Origin of the sequence: Clostridium brassicae (assembly GCF_026738875.1) — a bacterium.
GTDB lineage: Bacteria > Bacillota > Clostridia > Clostridiales > Clostridiaceae > Clostridium_H > Clostridium_H brassicae.
In genome coordinates, this window is sequence record NZ_JAPQFJ010000005.1 from 59,099 (window position 1) to 74,648 (window position 15,550).

Here is a 15,550-nt window from a genome sequence, read left to right on the forward strand (position 1 = left end):
AAGTTATTAAATTTATTCAGCTAATTGTTCCCCTTGATTTCCCTCTATTATAGCATCAGCTACTTTAGCAGTTAATAATCTAACAGCTCTTATAGCATCATCATTTCCTGGTATTACAAAATCAACTTCATCTGGATCACAGTTTGTATCAACTATTGCTACAACTGGTATTCCTAAAACTTTAGCTTCTGATACAGCATTCTTTTCTTTTCTTGGGTCTACTACAAACATAGCTCCTATTTTGCTAGCATCCATGTTTTTAATTCCACCAAGGTTCTTTTCTAATTTTTCTTTTTCATTTCTTAACTTTATAACTTCTTTTTTTGGAAGAACTTCAAATGTTCCATCTTGTTCCATTGTTTCTAATTCTTCTAATCTTCCTATTCTTTTCTTTATTGTGTTAAAGTTTGTAAGCATTCCACCTAACCATCTATTATTAACAAAGTGCATGCCTGATCTTATACTTTCTTCTTGTATAGCTTCTTGAGCTTGTTTTTTAGTACCTACAAATATAACTTCTTTTCCTTCTGCAACAACATCTTTAATAAAGTCATAAGCTTCTTCAACTTTTTTCACAGTCTTTTGTAGGTCTATAATATAGATACCATTTCTTTCTGTGAATATGTATGGAGCCATTTTAGGATTCCATCTTCTTGTTTGATGTCCAAAGTGAACACCTGCTTCTAATAATTGTTTCATTGATATTACTGACATAAAAAATACCTCCTATTGGTTTTTACCTCCATTGCCCCGTTACTATCAATAACCTCCTTTATAATTAAAGAAGGCACCAACTTCAAAACAGACAATGTGTGTTTTTCTTCCTTATGTAGTATATCATATCAATTGTACCCATTCAACAAAAATAATAAAAAACATTGAAGAATTTTTGTATTAAATAAAAAAAAACGAGAAAGCCCCCCGTTTTTTATTATTCTTATTTAATTTTTTTTAATTCATCTAATAATTTTTCATTAAGAATTTTTATATGAGTACCTTTCATTCCTAATGATCTTGATTCTATTACTCCAGCACTTTCAAATTTTCTTAAAGCATTTACTATTACAGATCTAGTAATTCCAACTTTATCTGCTATTTTTGAAGCAACTAACAACCCTTCATTTCCATCTAATTCATTGAAAACATGCTCCACTGCTTCAAGTTCGGAATAAGATAATGTTCCTATAGCTAACTGAACTACAGCTTTCTTTCTAGCTTCTTCTTCCATTTCATCATTTTTAGATCTTAAAATCTCAAGTCCTACAATAGTAGCACTATATTCACCTAACACTAAATCTTCCTCTGTAAACTCTTCTTCAAATCTTGTTAAAAATAAAGTACCTAATCTTTCTCTATTACCAACTATAGGTACAATAGTAGAAAGTTTCCCTTGCATTTCAGCTGGTTTACTTTCATCAAAAGATGATTTACCTTGGCTCTCAACATTAGCTAAAGTTTCGTGAATGTTTAATAACTTTTCATTAAAGCTTTCTGGGAATTTCTTTTCATTCAGCACTTTTTCTTTTACACTTTCACATTCCACACCATTAAAAAATCTATATCCTAATATTTTAGACTTTCTACTTATTATATAAACATTACATTCTAAAACTTCACTAAGAGTTGCACAAATATCATCAAACACAACTGGTTCCGCACCAGATTTTTGTAATAATTTATTCAATCTTCTTATTTTATTTAATAATTCTGAAGCCATATGTTTCTCTCCTTTTTAAAATTCGTTGCAAAATATTATAAATGATTAGAATTTTTATTTTTTTTTAAATATTTAGAATTATCCCAACCACTCTAATAATATTAACATAGTGTTTTTTATATTTCAACTCTATTTTTATTAATTTCGACAAAAAAGTTAAATTTTTAACACATTTGTAATAGAATTTCACTTGACTATTTACTTTCATCAACCCTATGCTTACATTCTCCATTTGAACACTCAAAATAATTTCCCTTTGTCTTACTATACTTTTTAACCATATAACTTCCGCATTCTGGACACTTCATATTAACTGGTTCAAACCAACTAACAAAATTACAATCTGGATAATTACTACATCCATAAAACTTTTTACCTTTTCTACTTTTTCTCAATAAAACTTTTCCACCACATAATGGACAAGGTACATCTAATTCTTCAACTAACGGTTTAGTATTCTTACATTCTGGATATCCAGGACAAGCTAAGAAATCTCCAAATCTCCCATGCTTTATGACCATATTTTTACCACATTTTTCACACTTTACATCAGTAACTTCATCTTCTATTGTTATTTTTGCAATTTCTTTTTCTGCTATTTCTATAGATTTTTCTAGAGGTTTAAAAAATTCTCCTACTACATTTGTCCAATTTTCTTTTCCCTCTTCTATGCTGTCCAATTTATTCTCCATACCAGCTGTAAATTCTACATCTACAATTTGTTTGAAAAATTCACTTACAATATTATTTACTATTACACCTAATTCTGTTGGAATTAAATTTTTCTTTTCTCTCTTTACATACTTTCTATCAAGGATAGTAGAGATTATAGGCGCATAGGTACTTGGTCTACCTATTCCATTTTCCTCTAAAGTTTTTACTAGTGAAGCTTCTGAGAATCTTGATGGTGGTTGAGTAAAATGTTGTATACCATCTATTTTAGTTTCTGATAATTCTTCATCTTTATTTAATTCTGGAAGTTGTATAGATGCATCATCATTTTCCTCAGCATAATTGTAAAGTTTCATAAAACCATCGAACATAACACTTGATCCACTTGCCTTTAAAGTATAATTCCCATTTTTTATAGTGACAGCTATTGTATTCATAATACACTCTGCCATTTGGCTTGCCACAAATCTTTTCCAAATCAATTCGTACACTTTATATTGTTCTTTAGTCAAACTATCTTTTATTTTTTCAGGAGTAAACTCCACATAGGTAGGTCTAATAGCCTCATGAGCATCTTGTATATTTTTTTTACCTTTAAAATTTCTTATTTCTTTCGGTATATAGTTTTCTCCAAAATCACTAATAATATAATCCCTAGCATTATTTTGTGCTTCTTTAGACACTCTAACCGAATCCGTTCTCATGTAAGTAATTAATCCTACAGTACCTGCACTTTTAACATCAATTCCTTCGTACAATTGTTGTGCTATAGACATAGACTTTTTTGTAGAATAGTTTAGTTTTTTATATGAATCTTGTTGAAAAGTACTAGTAGTAAATGGTGGTAACGGAGTTCTCTTTTTATTAGATTTTTTGATTTCCTTTACAACATATTTATTTTCACTTAATTCAGAAATAATCTTATTACTTTCTTTTTCATTATTAATTTCAATTTTTTTATTATTTTTTGAAACTAATTTCACAGTAAAAGCTTTTTTGCTACCTTTTTTTAGTTGAACTTCTATAGTCCAATATTCCTTTGGAACAAATTTTTCAATTTCTTCTTCCCTATTGCAAATCATATTTAATGCAACAGATTGCACTCTACCAGCACTCAATCCCCACTTTACTTTTCTCCAAAGAATAGGACTTATTTTATATCCAACTAGTCTATCTAATACTCTTCTTGCTTGTTGAGCATTTACTAAGTTAATTTTTATTTCTCTTGGTTCCTTAATAGCAGCTTTAATAGCATTTTTGGTTATTTCATTGAATTCTATTCTGCATTTCTTATCATTATCTATCTTTAAAGCCTCAGCTAAATGCCAAGAAATAGCTTCCCCTTCTCTATCAGGGTCCGTTGCAAGGAAAACCTTGTCACTTTTTTTTGCTTCTTTTCTAAGTTCCGTTAGTAAATCTCCTTTTCCTCTAATAGTTATGTACTTAGGAGTATAATTATTTTCTATATCAACACCCAATTGACTTTTAGGTAAATCTCTAACATGACCCATAGATGCTTTTACCACATAACTGCTTCCTAAATATTTTCCTATTGTCTTTGCTTTAGCTGGAGATTCAACTATAACTAGCTTCTGACCCATATTATCCCCTCCATTAATTTATCTATTATTTATCTATTATTTATATAGATTTCTATAAATCATAGTTACTTTAAGTATTAAACTAGTTAATATGTATAAATTTATTTATTAATTTTTGTTGCAATTCAAATAATACCGCACATAATTATAATATGTCAATCTTTGTTAGTATTAATTTTCATTTATTAGTAGAAATATTACCCTAAATTCATATCATTTTCATTTAGTGTTTACAAAAAAATTTAATAAAATTAATATTTTATTCATAAAATTTTATATTACTTTATTGTTCCTTACATAATAATTACTACTTAAAGAGATTATTTCATCACTTAATTGTAACTTTAATAACGTCTCATATAGTTTATTTATATCAACTTTTGTTAATTTTAATATATCATCAAAATGTATTGGTTCATTACCTATATATTTATATACATTTCTTTCTATTCCACTCATTATAACTTTCTTTATATTTTCCTCTTTATGATTTTCTATATTTAGAATATCATATATGTCATTAATCTCAGTAAAGACATAAGCTCCGTCTTTAATTAATTTATTTGTACCAATACTTTGAGGAGAAAAAATATTTCCTGGAATCACCATAACATCTTTCCCCTGTTCTAAAGCAGCTCCTGCAGTTATTAAAGATCCACTCTTCTTTCCTCCCTCCACAACAATTATAAGATTGCTAAGACCACTTATTATTCTATTTCTTATAGGAAAATTATAGGAATACGGCTTGGTTCCTGGTGCAAACTGCGATATAATGCATCCATTTTCTAAAATTCTGTCATACAGTTTTGAATTCTCTTTTGGATAAATTACATCTAATCCAGATCCTAAAACAGCACAGGTATATGAATTTTCATTTATACATTTTAAATGTGCTACAGAATCTATTCCTCTAGCCATTCCACTAACTATATTAATATTATTGTCACATAGACTTTTGCTTATAAGATTAGTTACATTTACTCCATAACTAGTACAACTCCTTGACCCCACAATTGCTACACTATACCCTTTATTTAGTTTTTGTATATTTCCTTTATAAAATAGCATATATGGAGAGTCTTCATATACTTTAAGGGATTGGGGATATAAATCATCAGTAATAACTACTGTATTTATTAAATTATTTTTAATTTTATCTTTTACTAAATTAATCTTATTAGTATCCCATGCTTTTTTTAAAGCACTTATAATTTTATTATTTAACAAGTCACTTTCTTCATTATTATATATACTTTTATACCAAATTTCTTCTACATTTTTAAATTCATCTAATAGCCTTCTCTTTACACAATAACTTAAATTACTCATATTAAACCAAAGTTCATAATCATTCATATTATTATTCTCCTTAAATAACTTTTTCATCTATATATTTCCTATATTGTAATGCCTCAAAAACATCAATTTCTGATATAAATTCTCTTTCATTTAAATCTGCTATACTTCTTGAAACTTTTAAAATTCTACTATAGCTCCTTGTACTTAAATTATATTTTTCAAAAATTTTTTTAATAACATTTCTTGCTTTTGAATTAAGACTACAGTATTTTTTTATAAGTCTTTGGTTCATTTGTGCATTACAATAAATTCCACACTCTTTAAATCTTTCTTTTTGTATTTCTCTAGCTTTTTCAACTCTAATTCTAATATTACGAGAAGTTTCTTTTTTATTATTATCCCGATTAATTTCCTTATATGATAAAGCATTAACTGGTGAGAAGATATCTATTCTGTCCAACATAGGCCCTGACATTTTGTTAATGTACCTTTTTCTATCATATTCAGTACACGTACATTCTCTATCCTTACTTCCATAAAATCCACAACTACATGGATTCATAGCACCCACTAACATAAAGTTTGCTGGATAGTCAACACTACCGCTACTTCTACAAATTTTTATGACCCTATCTTCTAAAGGTTGCCTTAATACTTCTAAAACACTTTTTTTATATTCTAATATTTCATCTAAAAATAAGACTCCATTATGAGCTAACGATATTTCACCTGGCATTAAATTTATACCTCCTCCAACCAAGGATACTTTAGAAGAAGTATGATGTGGATTTCTAAATGGTCTCTCTTTTATTAGTCCTTTTGATTCTGCTAAATTGCCTGAGATGCTATAAATTTTTGTTACTTCTAAAGCCTCTTCGTAATTCAACTTAGGTAAAATAGTTGGAATTCTCTTAGCAATCATGCTTTTACCGCATCCTGGAGGCCCATATAAAAGTATATTATACTACAATGTCAATATTAAAACATATTCTTATAATTCTCATTTTGGTTCATATATTTTCTTATTATATTTCTATAGTCATCCATCCATTTAAAAATTGGCATAAGTTTTGTTTTGCCTGTTTCTTCAATTTTGTCAATTATTATGTGTTTTATTTCTTTTAACATTTCTTCTTCTGTTTTTGGTTTGTTTAGCTCTGTATTATTTATCTTATCTATTATATTAGTTATATCTTTTATGTCTTTTTCCAATATAGCATTATCTTTATTAAGTACATTTATTTGCTCTGTTAGGTCATTAATTTTAACTTTGATAGAATTACTTCTTATTATATAATCCTTTTTTTCTATATCTAAATTTGTATATAAGTCTAATAATCTATCTAATCCTATTTCTAATTTTCTTAATTCTTTTTTTAATTCTTTAACCTTATTTTTTGTGTCTATATTTAACATTCCTATAATACTTTCTTTAATATTTTCTAAAAGATATACACTAAATTTATTAATCCATTTTACCATCTTTACATATTTAAAATCTACCAAGTCTTTAATTTCTTTATCTATTAATTCTTCTTTTATATTTGGATTATTACAAACCATAGTACCTTTTTGTTTTTTAACTCTGCAATTATAAAACTTAATTCCTCTATCTCGGTTTGAAGTATAAACATTGCCACAATTTCCACAAATTAATTTTCCACTATATTTACTTTTTCCTTTATAAATTCCCCTTTGATTAATACTATTTATTTTGCTATCTTTAATTTGCTGTGCTTTTTTAAAAGTTTCTACATCAATAATACATGGTACTTTCCCTTCATGTATTATCCAATCTTCTTTTTTCTTTACATGTGGATAGGATAGTTTCTCAAATATTATACCTGTATCATATTTGTTAAGAGCAAGTATTCCACAATATTTTTCATTACCTAATATTCTTTGTATTGTAGACTTACTAAATGATTTACCTTTTCTAGTTACCATTTTCTCTTTATCTAATTGATTTATTATCCTTCTAATACCATACCCTTTTATATATAAATTAAAAATTCTTCTTATCACTTCAGCTTCTTTTTCTATAATTTCTAGTCTGTTTTCTTCCTTTATGTAATTATATCCATATAAAGATGAGTTTGTACTTATTACACCTTTAAGAGCAGATTCCCTTTTACCCATTCTTACTTTTCTACTTTTATCTTTAGATTCATTCTCGTCTAGTGTAAAAAGTATTTGTAGTAATAATTCATCGCCTTCACTTTCTGTTGTTTTATTAATATCCATAAAATATACATAAACTTTTTTCTGCTTTAATTTTCTAATAATATCTGTAATCAGTACATTTCTAGCAAACCTACTACTGTTTTTAACTAAAATCAAATTGAATTTAGGTTTTCTATCTACGTTTACAGTATATATGTTTTCTACCTTTTTACCTCTATTATCAACATGTTCTTCTACATCTATACCTGCATCATACAACATTTGATTAAATTCTGGTCTTTTACTTAAAGAAGTCCCTGAAATGCCTTTATCCGCATAAATTTTATATAACTTATAATTTTTATTTTTTTCTATCTCTCTTTCAAAATAAGATTTCTGATTTTGAAAACTATTTTGTTGGTCTTTTGAATTGGTACTTACTCTACAATAAGCACATACATTAATCATTTTGTTACCACCTCATTATTAAAAATATTTTATGACAATGTACTTAATATAATAATAGTACATTGTCATAATAGAATCAATGTTTATTGTATAACCACTTCCATTTTAGGTAATAATTTTTAATGGAGGTGTTATAATGTTAAAACATAAATCTTATGTAAAAATATCTACACTAATATATGTATCAATTATTTTTATAACATTAATATCAACTATAATAGTTTTAAAATAAAAATAATATGTTTAAATATTATGTTATCTAATATGGAGTAACTCTTATCTTTTTAATTACTACTATACTACTATTATCCTCACTTATAGCAATTAAATTAAAATATCTACTTCTTCCATCATTAAAAATCCATTTATCTGTAGTCTTAATAGTACAAGTTGTATCTGTGCTTTCTGTTATAGTAGCATATTTTACTTTTTCAATTTCTCCATTTACTTCTACATTTTCTACACTCCACACTACTGGAATATTTGAAGTGTAAGTTTTTGTTCTGTTTAAAGCCATTTTATCAGTACCAATAATCTCTAATTGAACTTTACTACCTTCTACTACTTTTACATTTATAATTTTTTCTATATTTTCAAAAGTAACTTTAATAGTTGTGCCTCCCTCTGAAATTGCTTTAGTTAATCCCTTATCATCAACAGTAACTATATTATTATTTAGTGATGTATATATTAATGTAGGTTTTTTTACAGTGATAGTTTTATTATTAACTGTATCCGTAACATTGACTATTAATTGCTTAGTTTCTCCTTCTTTAAGTTGTATATTATCTTCCGTAATATCAATAGAATATTCATGTTTAGTTTCATGTAACCATCTGTCAGCAATCTCATTTTCTAAATCATCTGAAGAAGGATTAAATTGTCCTTTTTTACAGTAAATATATCTTAAGCCCTCATTTTCATTTGTAAAACCAACTACATTCCAAACATTCTGCATTTTAATGATTCTTTTATCGTAACCTATTTTTCTTGTAACACTATTATCTTGTGTTATTAACATAATTTTACCATCAGCAATATTTATATATTTTCCTTCATCAATGCCCTGTCTTTGTGTTTGAATAATTGCAGGAAACTCATGTAATGTGTTGTTTATATAAATTTTAATGTTATGTAATGCTCTAGCAATTACACATTTGTCATAAGTTTGTCCTATATTACTATCTTTATCTATTACAATCCAATTATTTTCCAAACATTCAATGATGTCTCCTTGTCTAACTTTTCCCAACTCCGTAAACAAATATTTATTATCATAACCTTTTTCTCTATCATCTACTTCTTTAAAAAATCCTCTATTATCTATACCATTAATTTTTATACTACAACCATAATTTCTTATATATTCATTAAAAAACTTACTAATTGAATTTTGCATTTAATCACCTTCTTTAAATTTCATTTGTATAATACATCATAAATACAGATTTATTTTCTTTTCCTGCTTCTTCATCCTCAATTTCAATTATTTTATCTTTAATTTTATCAACTTGTTTTTCAAGATTTTTATAAGCATCTCCTTGTGTTCCAAACTCTGTTTCAAGTTTACGCATATAATCAGAATTATTCATAATTTTTTCTAATACATCAAGTGCAGCTTCATATAACTGTTTCTTCATTGTGTTTGTATATGTATCTGTTGCACTTAAATTATGTAACATTAAAATCCCTGTAAATTCTTCATCTGTAAAATATTCTTTATTCCCTAATTCTAGTTTTAACATTTTCAATACATTAAACATTAATTCTTGCCCCCTTTAAACTATATTTTCACATTCATAAATTAATTGATAACCCGAATAAATATTACTATTCCATAGAGCATGTGCATCTTGAAATACTAATCCTCCTAAACTTTTAACTGCCTGTCTGTTATGAACTTTGTTAAAAATTGTATCTATTTCTTCCATTAATAAAAACGGTCTTAGTCCTAAATCAGTTGCCCACAAATCTTTATGACATATAATATTAAAAGATATAGTTCCTTTTCTTAAATGTACACTCCCATCATTACGAAAATCATCTAGTATGATTGATATTATACATTTCTGTTCATCATCAGTGGGTATATAATTAAAAGGGAATATATTGTTATTTATTAGAATATCAGTATCCTTTATATCTCCTTTTTCTAAAGCATCTTTATGAGGATAATATAATAACTTACAGAGTTTTTGATTTTTTAATAATAAATTTTCTATATCAAAAATATATTGGTTTAATTCTTTAAATTTACTCAATTTAATTGCCTTCTTTCTTTTAAAATTTATAAATAAAAAAACATAAGATTTGATCTCTTATGCTGATAATACTATTTTATTTAATTGATGTTTTATATGTAATCACCTATTTGAATAGTTGAGGATTGTCTTTTATTATTTCATATAATCTTTCAGATATTCCATCAATTAAATTTTCATCAACTGATAAATCATTTCTGCCCATAGCATTAAAAATTCCATGAAACAATTCATGTATTAATGTAAGTTCTTGTGTTTGTAAAGGTATGTTTTTATTTAATCTTATAATTTCGTTTATATAATCTATATCTCCACATAATAAATCTCCTTCAGAATCTGTGGGGTTATCTTCATATTTAATTTTATAATTTCTCCAACCTAATTTAATTTTGTTAGGTATACTCATATCTATCAAAACTCCTTTCAGCTTTAATTTATATTTATTGTTGTTTTGTGACTATTATATATGGGGTAAATGTAGATATATCAAAGGTTTAGGGGGTATAGGAAAGGTTAAAATTTTGCTGTGGAAAAAATAGAGGTCTACGTACAGAAAAAATATCAAAAAGGGGGTAAAAAAAGAAATGACCTATATTCTAAGCCATTTCTATACTATCATATTAACATTTTTACTAGCTTCATTTATTTCCTTTTGTCTTACACGAATATATCTTTGTGTAGTTGCAATACTAGAATGATTTAAAACCTCTTTTACTAGTTCTATATTATTATTGTTATTCTCATAAATCGTAACTGCGTACATTTTTCTAAATGAATGCGTTGATATATTGCTTAATCCTAAATAATCACATACTATTTTAAGTTGTTTTTGTACTGCTCTTACTGATAATCTCTTGAATAACATATCATTAGCTTTTATTCCTTCATTTATTGCATAATCTTTTACCAATTCAATTATATTACTATTAACTTCCCTATTTTGCATCTTCTCTGTTTTATCCTCTGTTATTATTAGTTTACCATTTCTAAAGTTATTAGCTGTTAAACTAAGTACATCACCAATACGTAACCCTAAATTAGCCTGTAAAGTTAATGCTAAATATAGTTTCTTATTAGCTCTAAATTTCTTTTCTTTATTATTTTCCATATAATTGAATCCACTAGTTATTAAATTCATTATTTCCTTATACTCATTTAATTCTAATGGTCTAGTTGACATATAAACACACCCTTTTCAATATTTTCTATTTTTAATTATATTTTATTAAAAAGTTCGTGTTTTGTCAATCATAAGTTCGCGTTTTATTTAGTATTGTTTAACCTACCCCCTGTAAGCATTGATACATGTACCTTCACAAAATAAGTTCGTGTTTTATAGAAAAGGCGTACTTTAAATTAGATATAGTAATGAAGTATATAATACATTTAATATCACATTATTGCATACCCTATATAGGTATACTTATATAGTAATAACTACCGTATTATAATATACAGTATTATATGATAATAAATACCATATATGCATATAGGGTAACAGAGTAACAGTGGAATATTCGTGGGTGAAATACACTCCCACACTTCCAATATTATTACCCTATTTATCCCACATCTAATTACATATAACTATCTCATAATATAATCTATTATAATATGTCACTCATATCCAATCATATTATATCTTTCTCTATTGTAAACAATTATCTTTGCTTTGGTTTACATTATCATTTACACCACTATTTCCATTATTCTCTTTTACCTCTTTTAGCTCTTCTTCCTCTAAACGTTCAACCGTTTGATTAACGTCACTTGTTAATGGACTAGCTTCGATACTATCTCTTTGACTCATAGCTTTAATTTCTCTTAACTTAACAATATTATCAACAGTTTCACTGTCATTTGCAGGTCTTGAATAATTAAATTCTATGTCTATATATTCATCATCATTAAATTCAATTCCCTCACATTCTTCAAGAATAGTATCTATTACCTCCCATCTTTGTTCTAATCCTTCTCGCATCCACATCTCATTTATAGATGCTCTATTGCTTGCAATTTGATACAATTGTTTAATTACTGTTTCAGATATATTTGCAACATTACTTTGTCCATATATTGCTGACGGTATTGCCCCTATCTTATGTAACTCTTCTTTTAAAGTATCTAAATATAATTTAATACAATCATAATCCATTTGTGCGTATGGATAATCAACCTTTCCTCCATCAGTTGCTATTGCATAACCTATACCATCTACATTCATTGTATTGTCATCACCTTTTAATTCACCATCAATATGTAGAATGGGATTAGTTATAATAGTATGTACTGCATCACCTAATCTATTTATTATCCCTTCCAAATCATCTATGATTCCTTTTATATCTTCTATCTCACTTCTACCATATCTTTCATCACCATCATTCAAATTGTGCCAATGTACAGGCAATCCATAACTTGTCTTAATATCTCGTAATGTTAATCCATACCCACCTTCATTATCCCAAAATTCAACTTTATCACCATAATAAACTCTATAGTAACTTACTTTGCTATCTTCATGTGTCCAATGTTCTATTGCTCCAACATAATCAAAGGTATCGCTATATATTGGATAAAAGTCTTCAGATTGAATTATATAACTTGCAACTCCTTTTTTATTTCTTTTATCTTTAGTAGGGTATATATATTCTCCTAAATCACCATATTTCTTTACTTTATCCAATATTTTATAATCAATACTAGAATATTTTCCTTTTCTATATATATTATTGTATAATTTAACTTTGTTTTCACTGCCTATAAAACTTGGTTTTTTACCTAATAAATATATTGTACTAAAATCTAAAATATTTTTTATTTCATTAAATACAGTTTTTTTAGTTGCAAACTCTTTGTTTTTGTATTGAATATTAGGTTTATTTAATATTTTATGTACTCCATTAAGATAATTTTTATATTCAAATACTTTTAATATTCTTACTTGTTGTTCTTCAACTTCTTTTTCAAACCACATTTCAGAACCATCATACTTACTATTTATATATTCTTCTAATGTTTGTCCAAACACTTAATCACATCCCTTCAAAAAATAAAAAAGATAAAGTAATAATATATCCCTACATTACTTTATCTAAATTTTAACTTTATAATCTTTGTCATTATTTTATATCATTATTATTAAATATTTTTATATCCAACGCCACCATTTACCTTCTTTGATACCTTGTAATGCTAATGCTGTAGCCATAATAGTATCATCATGAAAGCCATTCATTGCACCCATTTTTCCACTATCATTAATCGTAAATACTTTCATTTCTTCCAATACCTCAACTGAATTAATCTCAATTAGTCCAGTTTCAAACATTTCAATAAAGTTATTAATTATCAATCCTTTAGTTTTAGGATTAGTATCAAATCCCCATTTGGTAACTTGTCTATTCTTCTCATCGTAAGACTTGTATTTATATAATCTTTGGTATTTAAAATCATTTCTTAATTTATCTATAACAGTATGACCACCGCTTGCCTTTTCTACAAGTAAAAAGCCTTTATTATAATATCTTCCTATCATATCTACTATTTTAGAAAATTGATAAGGTTTTATTTTATTACTTCTAAACATAGCACATTCTTGACCTTCAGTATTGTACACTTCAATAACACTATAATCTCCGCCATAACCTTCAGCAACGTCTACACCTATATAATATTTTTTATCTTTTTTAGCATCATGATAAATTTTAAATTCTTTACCATAATATTTTTTTAGATCACTACTAAGATTATCTAATTTCAACTTATGTATAAACTGCCTATCTTTACCTATAATACTTCTTTCAACACTATCTATCCTCTTAGTATCAACCATACTTTCACCTGTTGTAAGGAAAGCTTCCATATCAGTAATAGGTCTGTCCTCGTGAAACTTATCTATTCCAACTGTTGCTATTTCCAGCCTTCGCCACATTAACTGTTTTGGTGTACCACCTAATTTAATAATTTGTTGTTCTTCTTCATCTAAATCTATATCATCTAAAGTCAATTTTCTACCATATAAAGCCTTATATTTTTCAACAGCTTTATCCCATTCACGTTCAAATAGTTCGGGACATTCAAGCCAACTAAAAAAGAACGACTTATATTCGTTCTTTCCGCTCTTACCATCTATGTACATTTTGTGATAAGCATTCCCTGTGCCTTTTGCTGTACTTTCAATTATTATGATAGCATCAGCAGTACAACTATTTTTTGCTGAGTTAAGACACTTCATGGGGCTTTTATAATATGGGAACTCGGTTAAGTGTAGTATTCCATTTATTGTTCCACCTCTACCCAAATCCCCTTTACCAACTGTTCTACATGTTATTTTACTTCCATTAGCAAGTTTTAAAACTTGTCTATTATTTAAAACCACTTTTGGTTTAATCCATTTTGGTAAATTGTCATACATAACTTTTAACTTATCAAAATTATCATCTGCTGACTTTTGTTCAAATGAAACAATTAAACTATTTGAATTTGGTACTGTAATTGCTTTTTTTAAACTCATTGCTAAACTAATTAAAGAGAACCCCATTTGACGACCTTTTAAAACTATATTTCTATCCGTCATTGCTTGTACAAATAAGTGTTGTTGTTTTGTTAAACCAAAAGGTACTGTCATTGCTTCCTTGTTATCTATATATATAAAATTCTCTATCCATTCAGAGGTATTTTCATCATCCCATAACCATTCTAATAGCTCCTTATCTTCTTTACTTAAACTCAATTTATATCACCTACTTCTTTTGTAATTGTTTTTTCTTTCTTATAGTGTCTAACCATTCCTTTGCTTCATTATCTGTATTGTCAAAGAATGTTGACTCACTAAAATCTGCGACCCATGATGCACTTTTTGTGTCTCCATTTAGAGCTAAATCAACTTGTTTCTGATATATTTTTAATAAATTTTTTTTCTTAATTAAACTTAAATAATATTGTATTCCCTCCTGAACCTTTTCCTCTAATAACCAATTTTCAATTGTTTCTTTTGTTTTATTATGTATATTGCCTTTCCAATCATCAAAATTGGGTCTTTCATCTTCAGGAGTACAGTACCATATGATAAAAACCGCCTTATCCATATTTCCTGTGATATCATATAATTTTTGTTTTGGTGTTTTTTCTTTTCTATTTGTTCCCATATATTATTCTCACTCCTTTATATTTTAGTGAAGTAAAAAAGTATATGTTTTAACCATATACTCTAACTCCTTGTTTAATCTTTAAATTTTTTAATATTTTCACTTATTCTTTAGTCTACATAATTAACGAAGTTGAATTTATGTAGACTTCCTCAAATATTGTAAAACTATGTCAATTATGATATAATTAACATAATAAAATAAATATTAGGGGGTACG

General features: G+C 26.9%; 13 protein-coding genes and 1 pseudogene. All 14 read right to left on the minus strand.

The window, feature by feature from the left end; genetic code table 11:
- Positions 1–12 precede the first annotated feature (12 nt).
- Entirely contained in the window at positions 13–714 is a 702-nt protein-coding gene (gene rpsB, locus OW729_RS06575; RefSeq protein ID WP_268060682.1) for a 30S ribosomal protein S2, read from the minus strand.
- A gap of 223 nt (positions 715–937) precedes the next feature.
- A complete protein-coding gene (gene codY / locus OW729_RS06580; RefSeq protein ID WP_268060683.1) occupies positions 938–1,717 on the minus strand; it encodes a GTP-sensing pleiotropic transcriptional regulator CodY in 780 nt (259 codons plus the stop codon).
- A 194-nt stretch (positions 1,718–1,911) separates the two neighbouring features.
- Complete coding sequence (topA, locus tag OW729_RS06585) at positions 1,912–3,990, minus strand: type I DNA topoisomerase (RefSeq protein ID WP_268060684.1); 2,079 nt, start codon at positions 3,988–3,990, stop codon at positions 1,912–1,914.
- Positions 3,991–4,263: 273 nt separating this feature from the next.
- The gene (dprA, locus tag OW729_RS06590; protein ID WP_268060685.1) at positions 4,264–5,346 is read right to left on the minus strand and encodes a DNA-processing protein DprA; all 1,083 of its coding nucleotides are present in this window, start codon (positions 5,344–5,346) and stop codon (positions 4,264–4,266) included.
- A gap of 13 nt (positions 5,347–5,359) precedes the next feature.
- Positions 5,360–6,253 (minus strand): annotated as a pseudogene (locus OW729_RS06595) (YifB family Mg chelatase-like AAA ATPase); the annotation flags it as partial.
- Between the two features lie 14 nt (positions 6,254–6,267).
- A complete protein-coding gene (locus OW729_RS06600; protein ID WP_268060686.1) occupies positions 6,268–7,920 on the minus strand; it encodes a recombinase family protein in 1,653 nt (550 codons plus the stop codon).
- Positions 7,921–8,179: 259 nt separating this feature from the next.
- Positions 8,180–9,319, minus strand: a complete 1,140-nt coding sequence (locus tag OW729_RS06605; protein ID WP_268060687.1) for an Ig-like domain-containing protein — start codon at positions 9,317–9,319, stop codon at positions 8,180–8,182.
- A 13-nt stretch (positions 9,320–9,332) separates the two neighbouring features.
- Complete coding sequence (locus OW729_RS06610; protein WP_268060688.1) at positions 9,333–9,683, minus strand: hypothetical protein; 351 nt, start codon at positions 9,681–9,683, stop codon at positions 9,333–9,335.
- A gap of 15 nt (positions 9,684–9,698) precedes the next feature.
- Positions 9,699–10,181 carry a hypothetical protein gene (locus OW729_RS06615; RefSeq protein WP_268060689.1) on the minus strand — a complete coding sequence of 161 codons (483 nt, stop codon included), beginning with the start codon at positions 10,179–10,181 and terminating at the stop codon, positions 9,699–9,701.
- 106 nt (positions 10,182–10,287) lie between these two features.
- Positions 10,288–10,587, minus strand: a complete 300-nt coding sequence (locus tag OW729_RS06620; RefSeq protein WP_268060690.1) for a hypothetical protein — start codon at positions 10,585–10,587, stop codon at positions 10,288–10,290.
- Between the two features lie 201 nt (positions 10,588–10,788).
- Positions 10,789–11,361 (minus strand): tyrosine-type recombinase/integrase, encoded by a 573-nt coding sequence (locus OW729_RS06625; RefSeq protein ID WP_268060691.1) that lies wholly within the window; start codon positions 11,359–11,361, stop codon positions 10,789–10,791.
- Between the two features lie 468 nt (positions 11,362–11,829).
- A complete protein-coding gene (locus OW729_RS06630; RefSeq protein ID WP_268060692.1) occupies positions 11,830–13,212 on the minus strand; it encodes a phage portal protein in 1,383 nt (460 codons plus the stop codon).
- A 120-nt stretch (positions 13,213–13,332) separates the two neighbouring features.
- Entirely contained in the window at positions 13,333–14,916 is a 1,584-nt protein-coding gene (locus OW729_RS06635; RefSeq protein ID WP_268060693.1) for a phage terminase large subunit family protein, read from the minus strand.
- A gap of 10 nt (positions 14,917–14,926) precedes the next feature.
- Positions 14,927–15,331: a hypothetical protein gene (locus OW729_RS06640; protein ID WP_268060694.1), complete on the minus strand. Its 405-nt coding sequence runs from the start codon at positions 15,329–15,331 to the stop codon at positions 14,927–14,929.
- Between the last annotated feature and the right edge of the window lie 219 nt (positions 15,332–15,550).

Bases quoted from the DNA above. Each gene is read 5' to 3' on its own strand.
- rpsB (WP_268060682.1), bottom strand. From the start codon at position 714: ATGTCAGTAATATCAATGAAACAATTATTAGAAGCAGGTGTTCACTTT.
- OW729_RS06600 (WP_268060686.1), bottom strand. From the start codon at position 7,920: ATGATTAATGTATGTGCTTATTGTAGAGTAAGTACCAATTCAAAAGAC.
- OW729_RS06620 (WP_268060690.1), bottom strand. From the start codon at position 10,587: ATGAGTATACCTAACAAAATTAAATTAGGTTGGAGAAATTATAAAATT.
- codY (WP_268060683.1), bottom strand. From the start codon at position 1,717: ATGGCTTCAGAATTATTAAATAAAATAAGAAGATTGAATAAATTATTA.
- OW729_RS06610 (WP_268060688.1), bottom strand. From the start codon at position 9,683: ATGTTTAATGTATTGAAAATGTTAAAACTAGAATTAGGGAATAAAGAA.
- OW729_RS06625 (WP_268060691.1), bottom strand. From the start codon at position 11,361: ATGTCAACTAGACCATTAGAATTAAATGAGTATAAGGAAATAATGAAT.
- OW729_RS06640 (WP_268060694.1), bottom strand. From the start codon at position 15,331: ATGGGAACAAATAGAAAAGAAAAAACACCAAAACAAAAATTATATGAT.
- OW729_RS06605 (WP_268060687.1), bottom strand. From the start codon at position 9,319: ATGCAAAATTCAATTAGTAAGTTTTTTAATGAATATATAAGAAATTAT.
- topA (WP_268060684.1), bottom strand. From the start codon at position 3,990: ATGGGTCAGAAGCTAGTTATAGTTGAATCTCCAGCTAAAGCAAAGACA.
- dprA (WP_268060685.1), bottom strand. From the start codon at position 5,346: ATGAATGATTATGAACTTTGGTTTAATATGAGTAATTTAAGTTATTGT.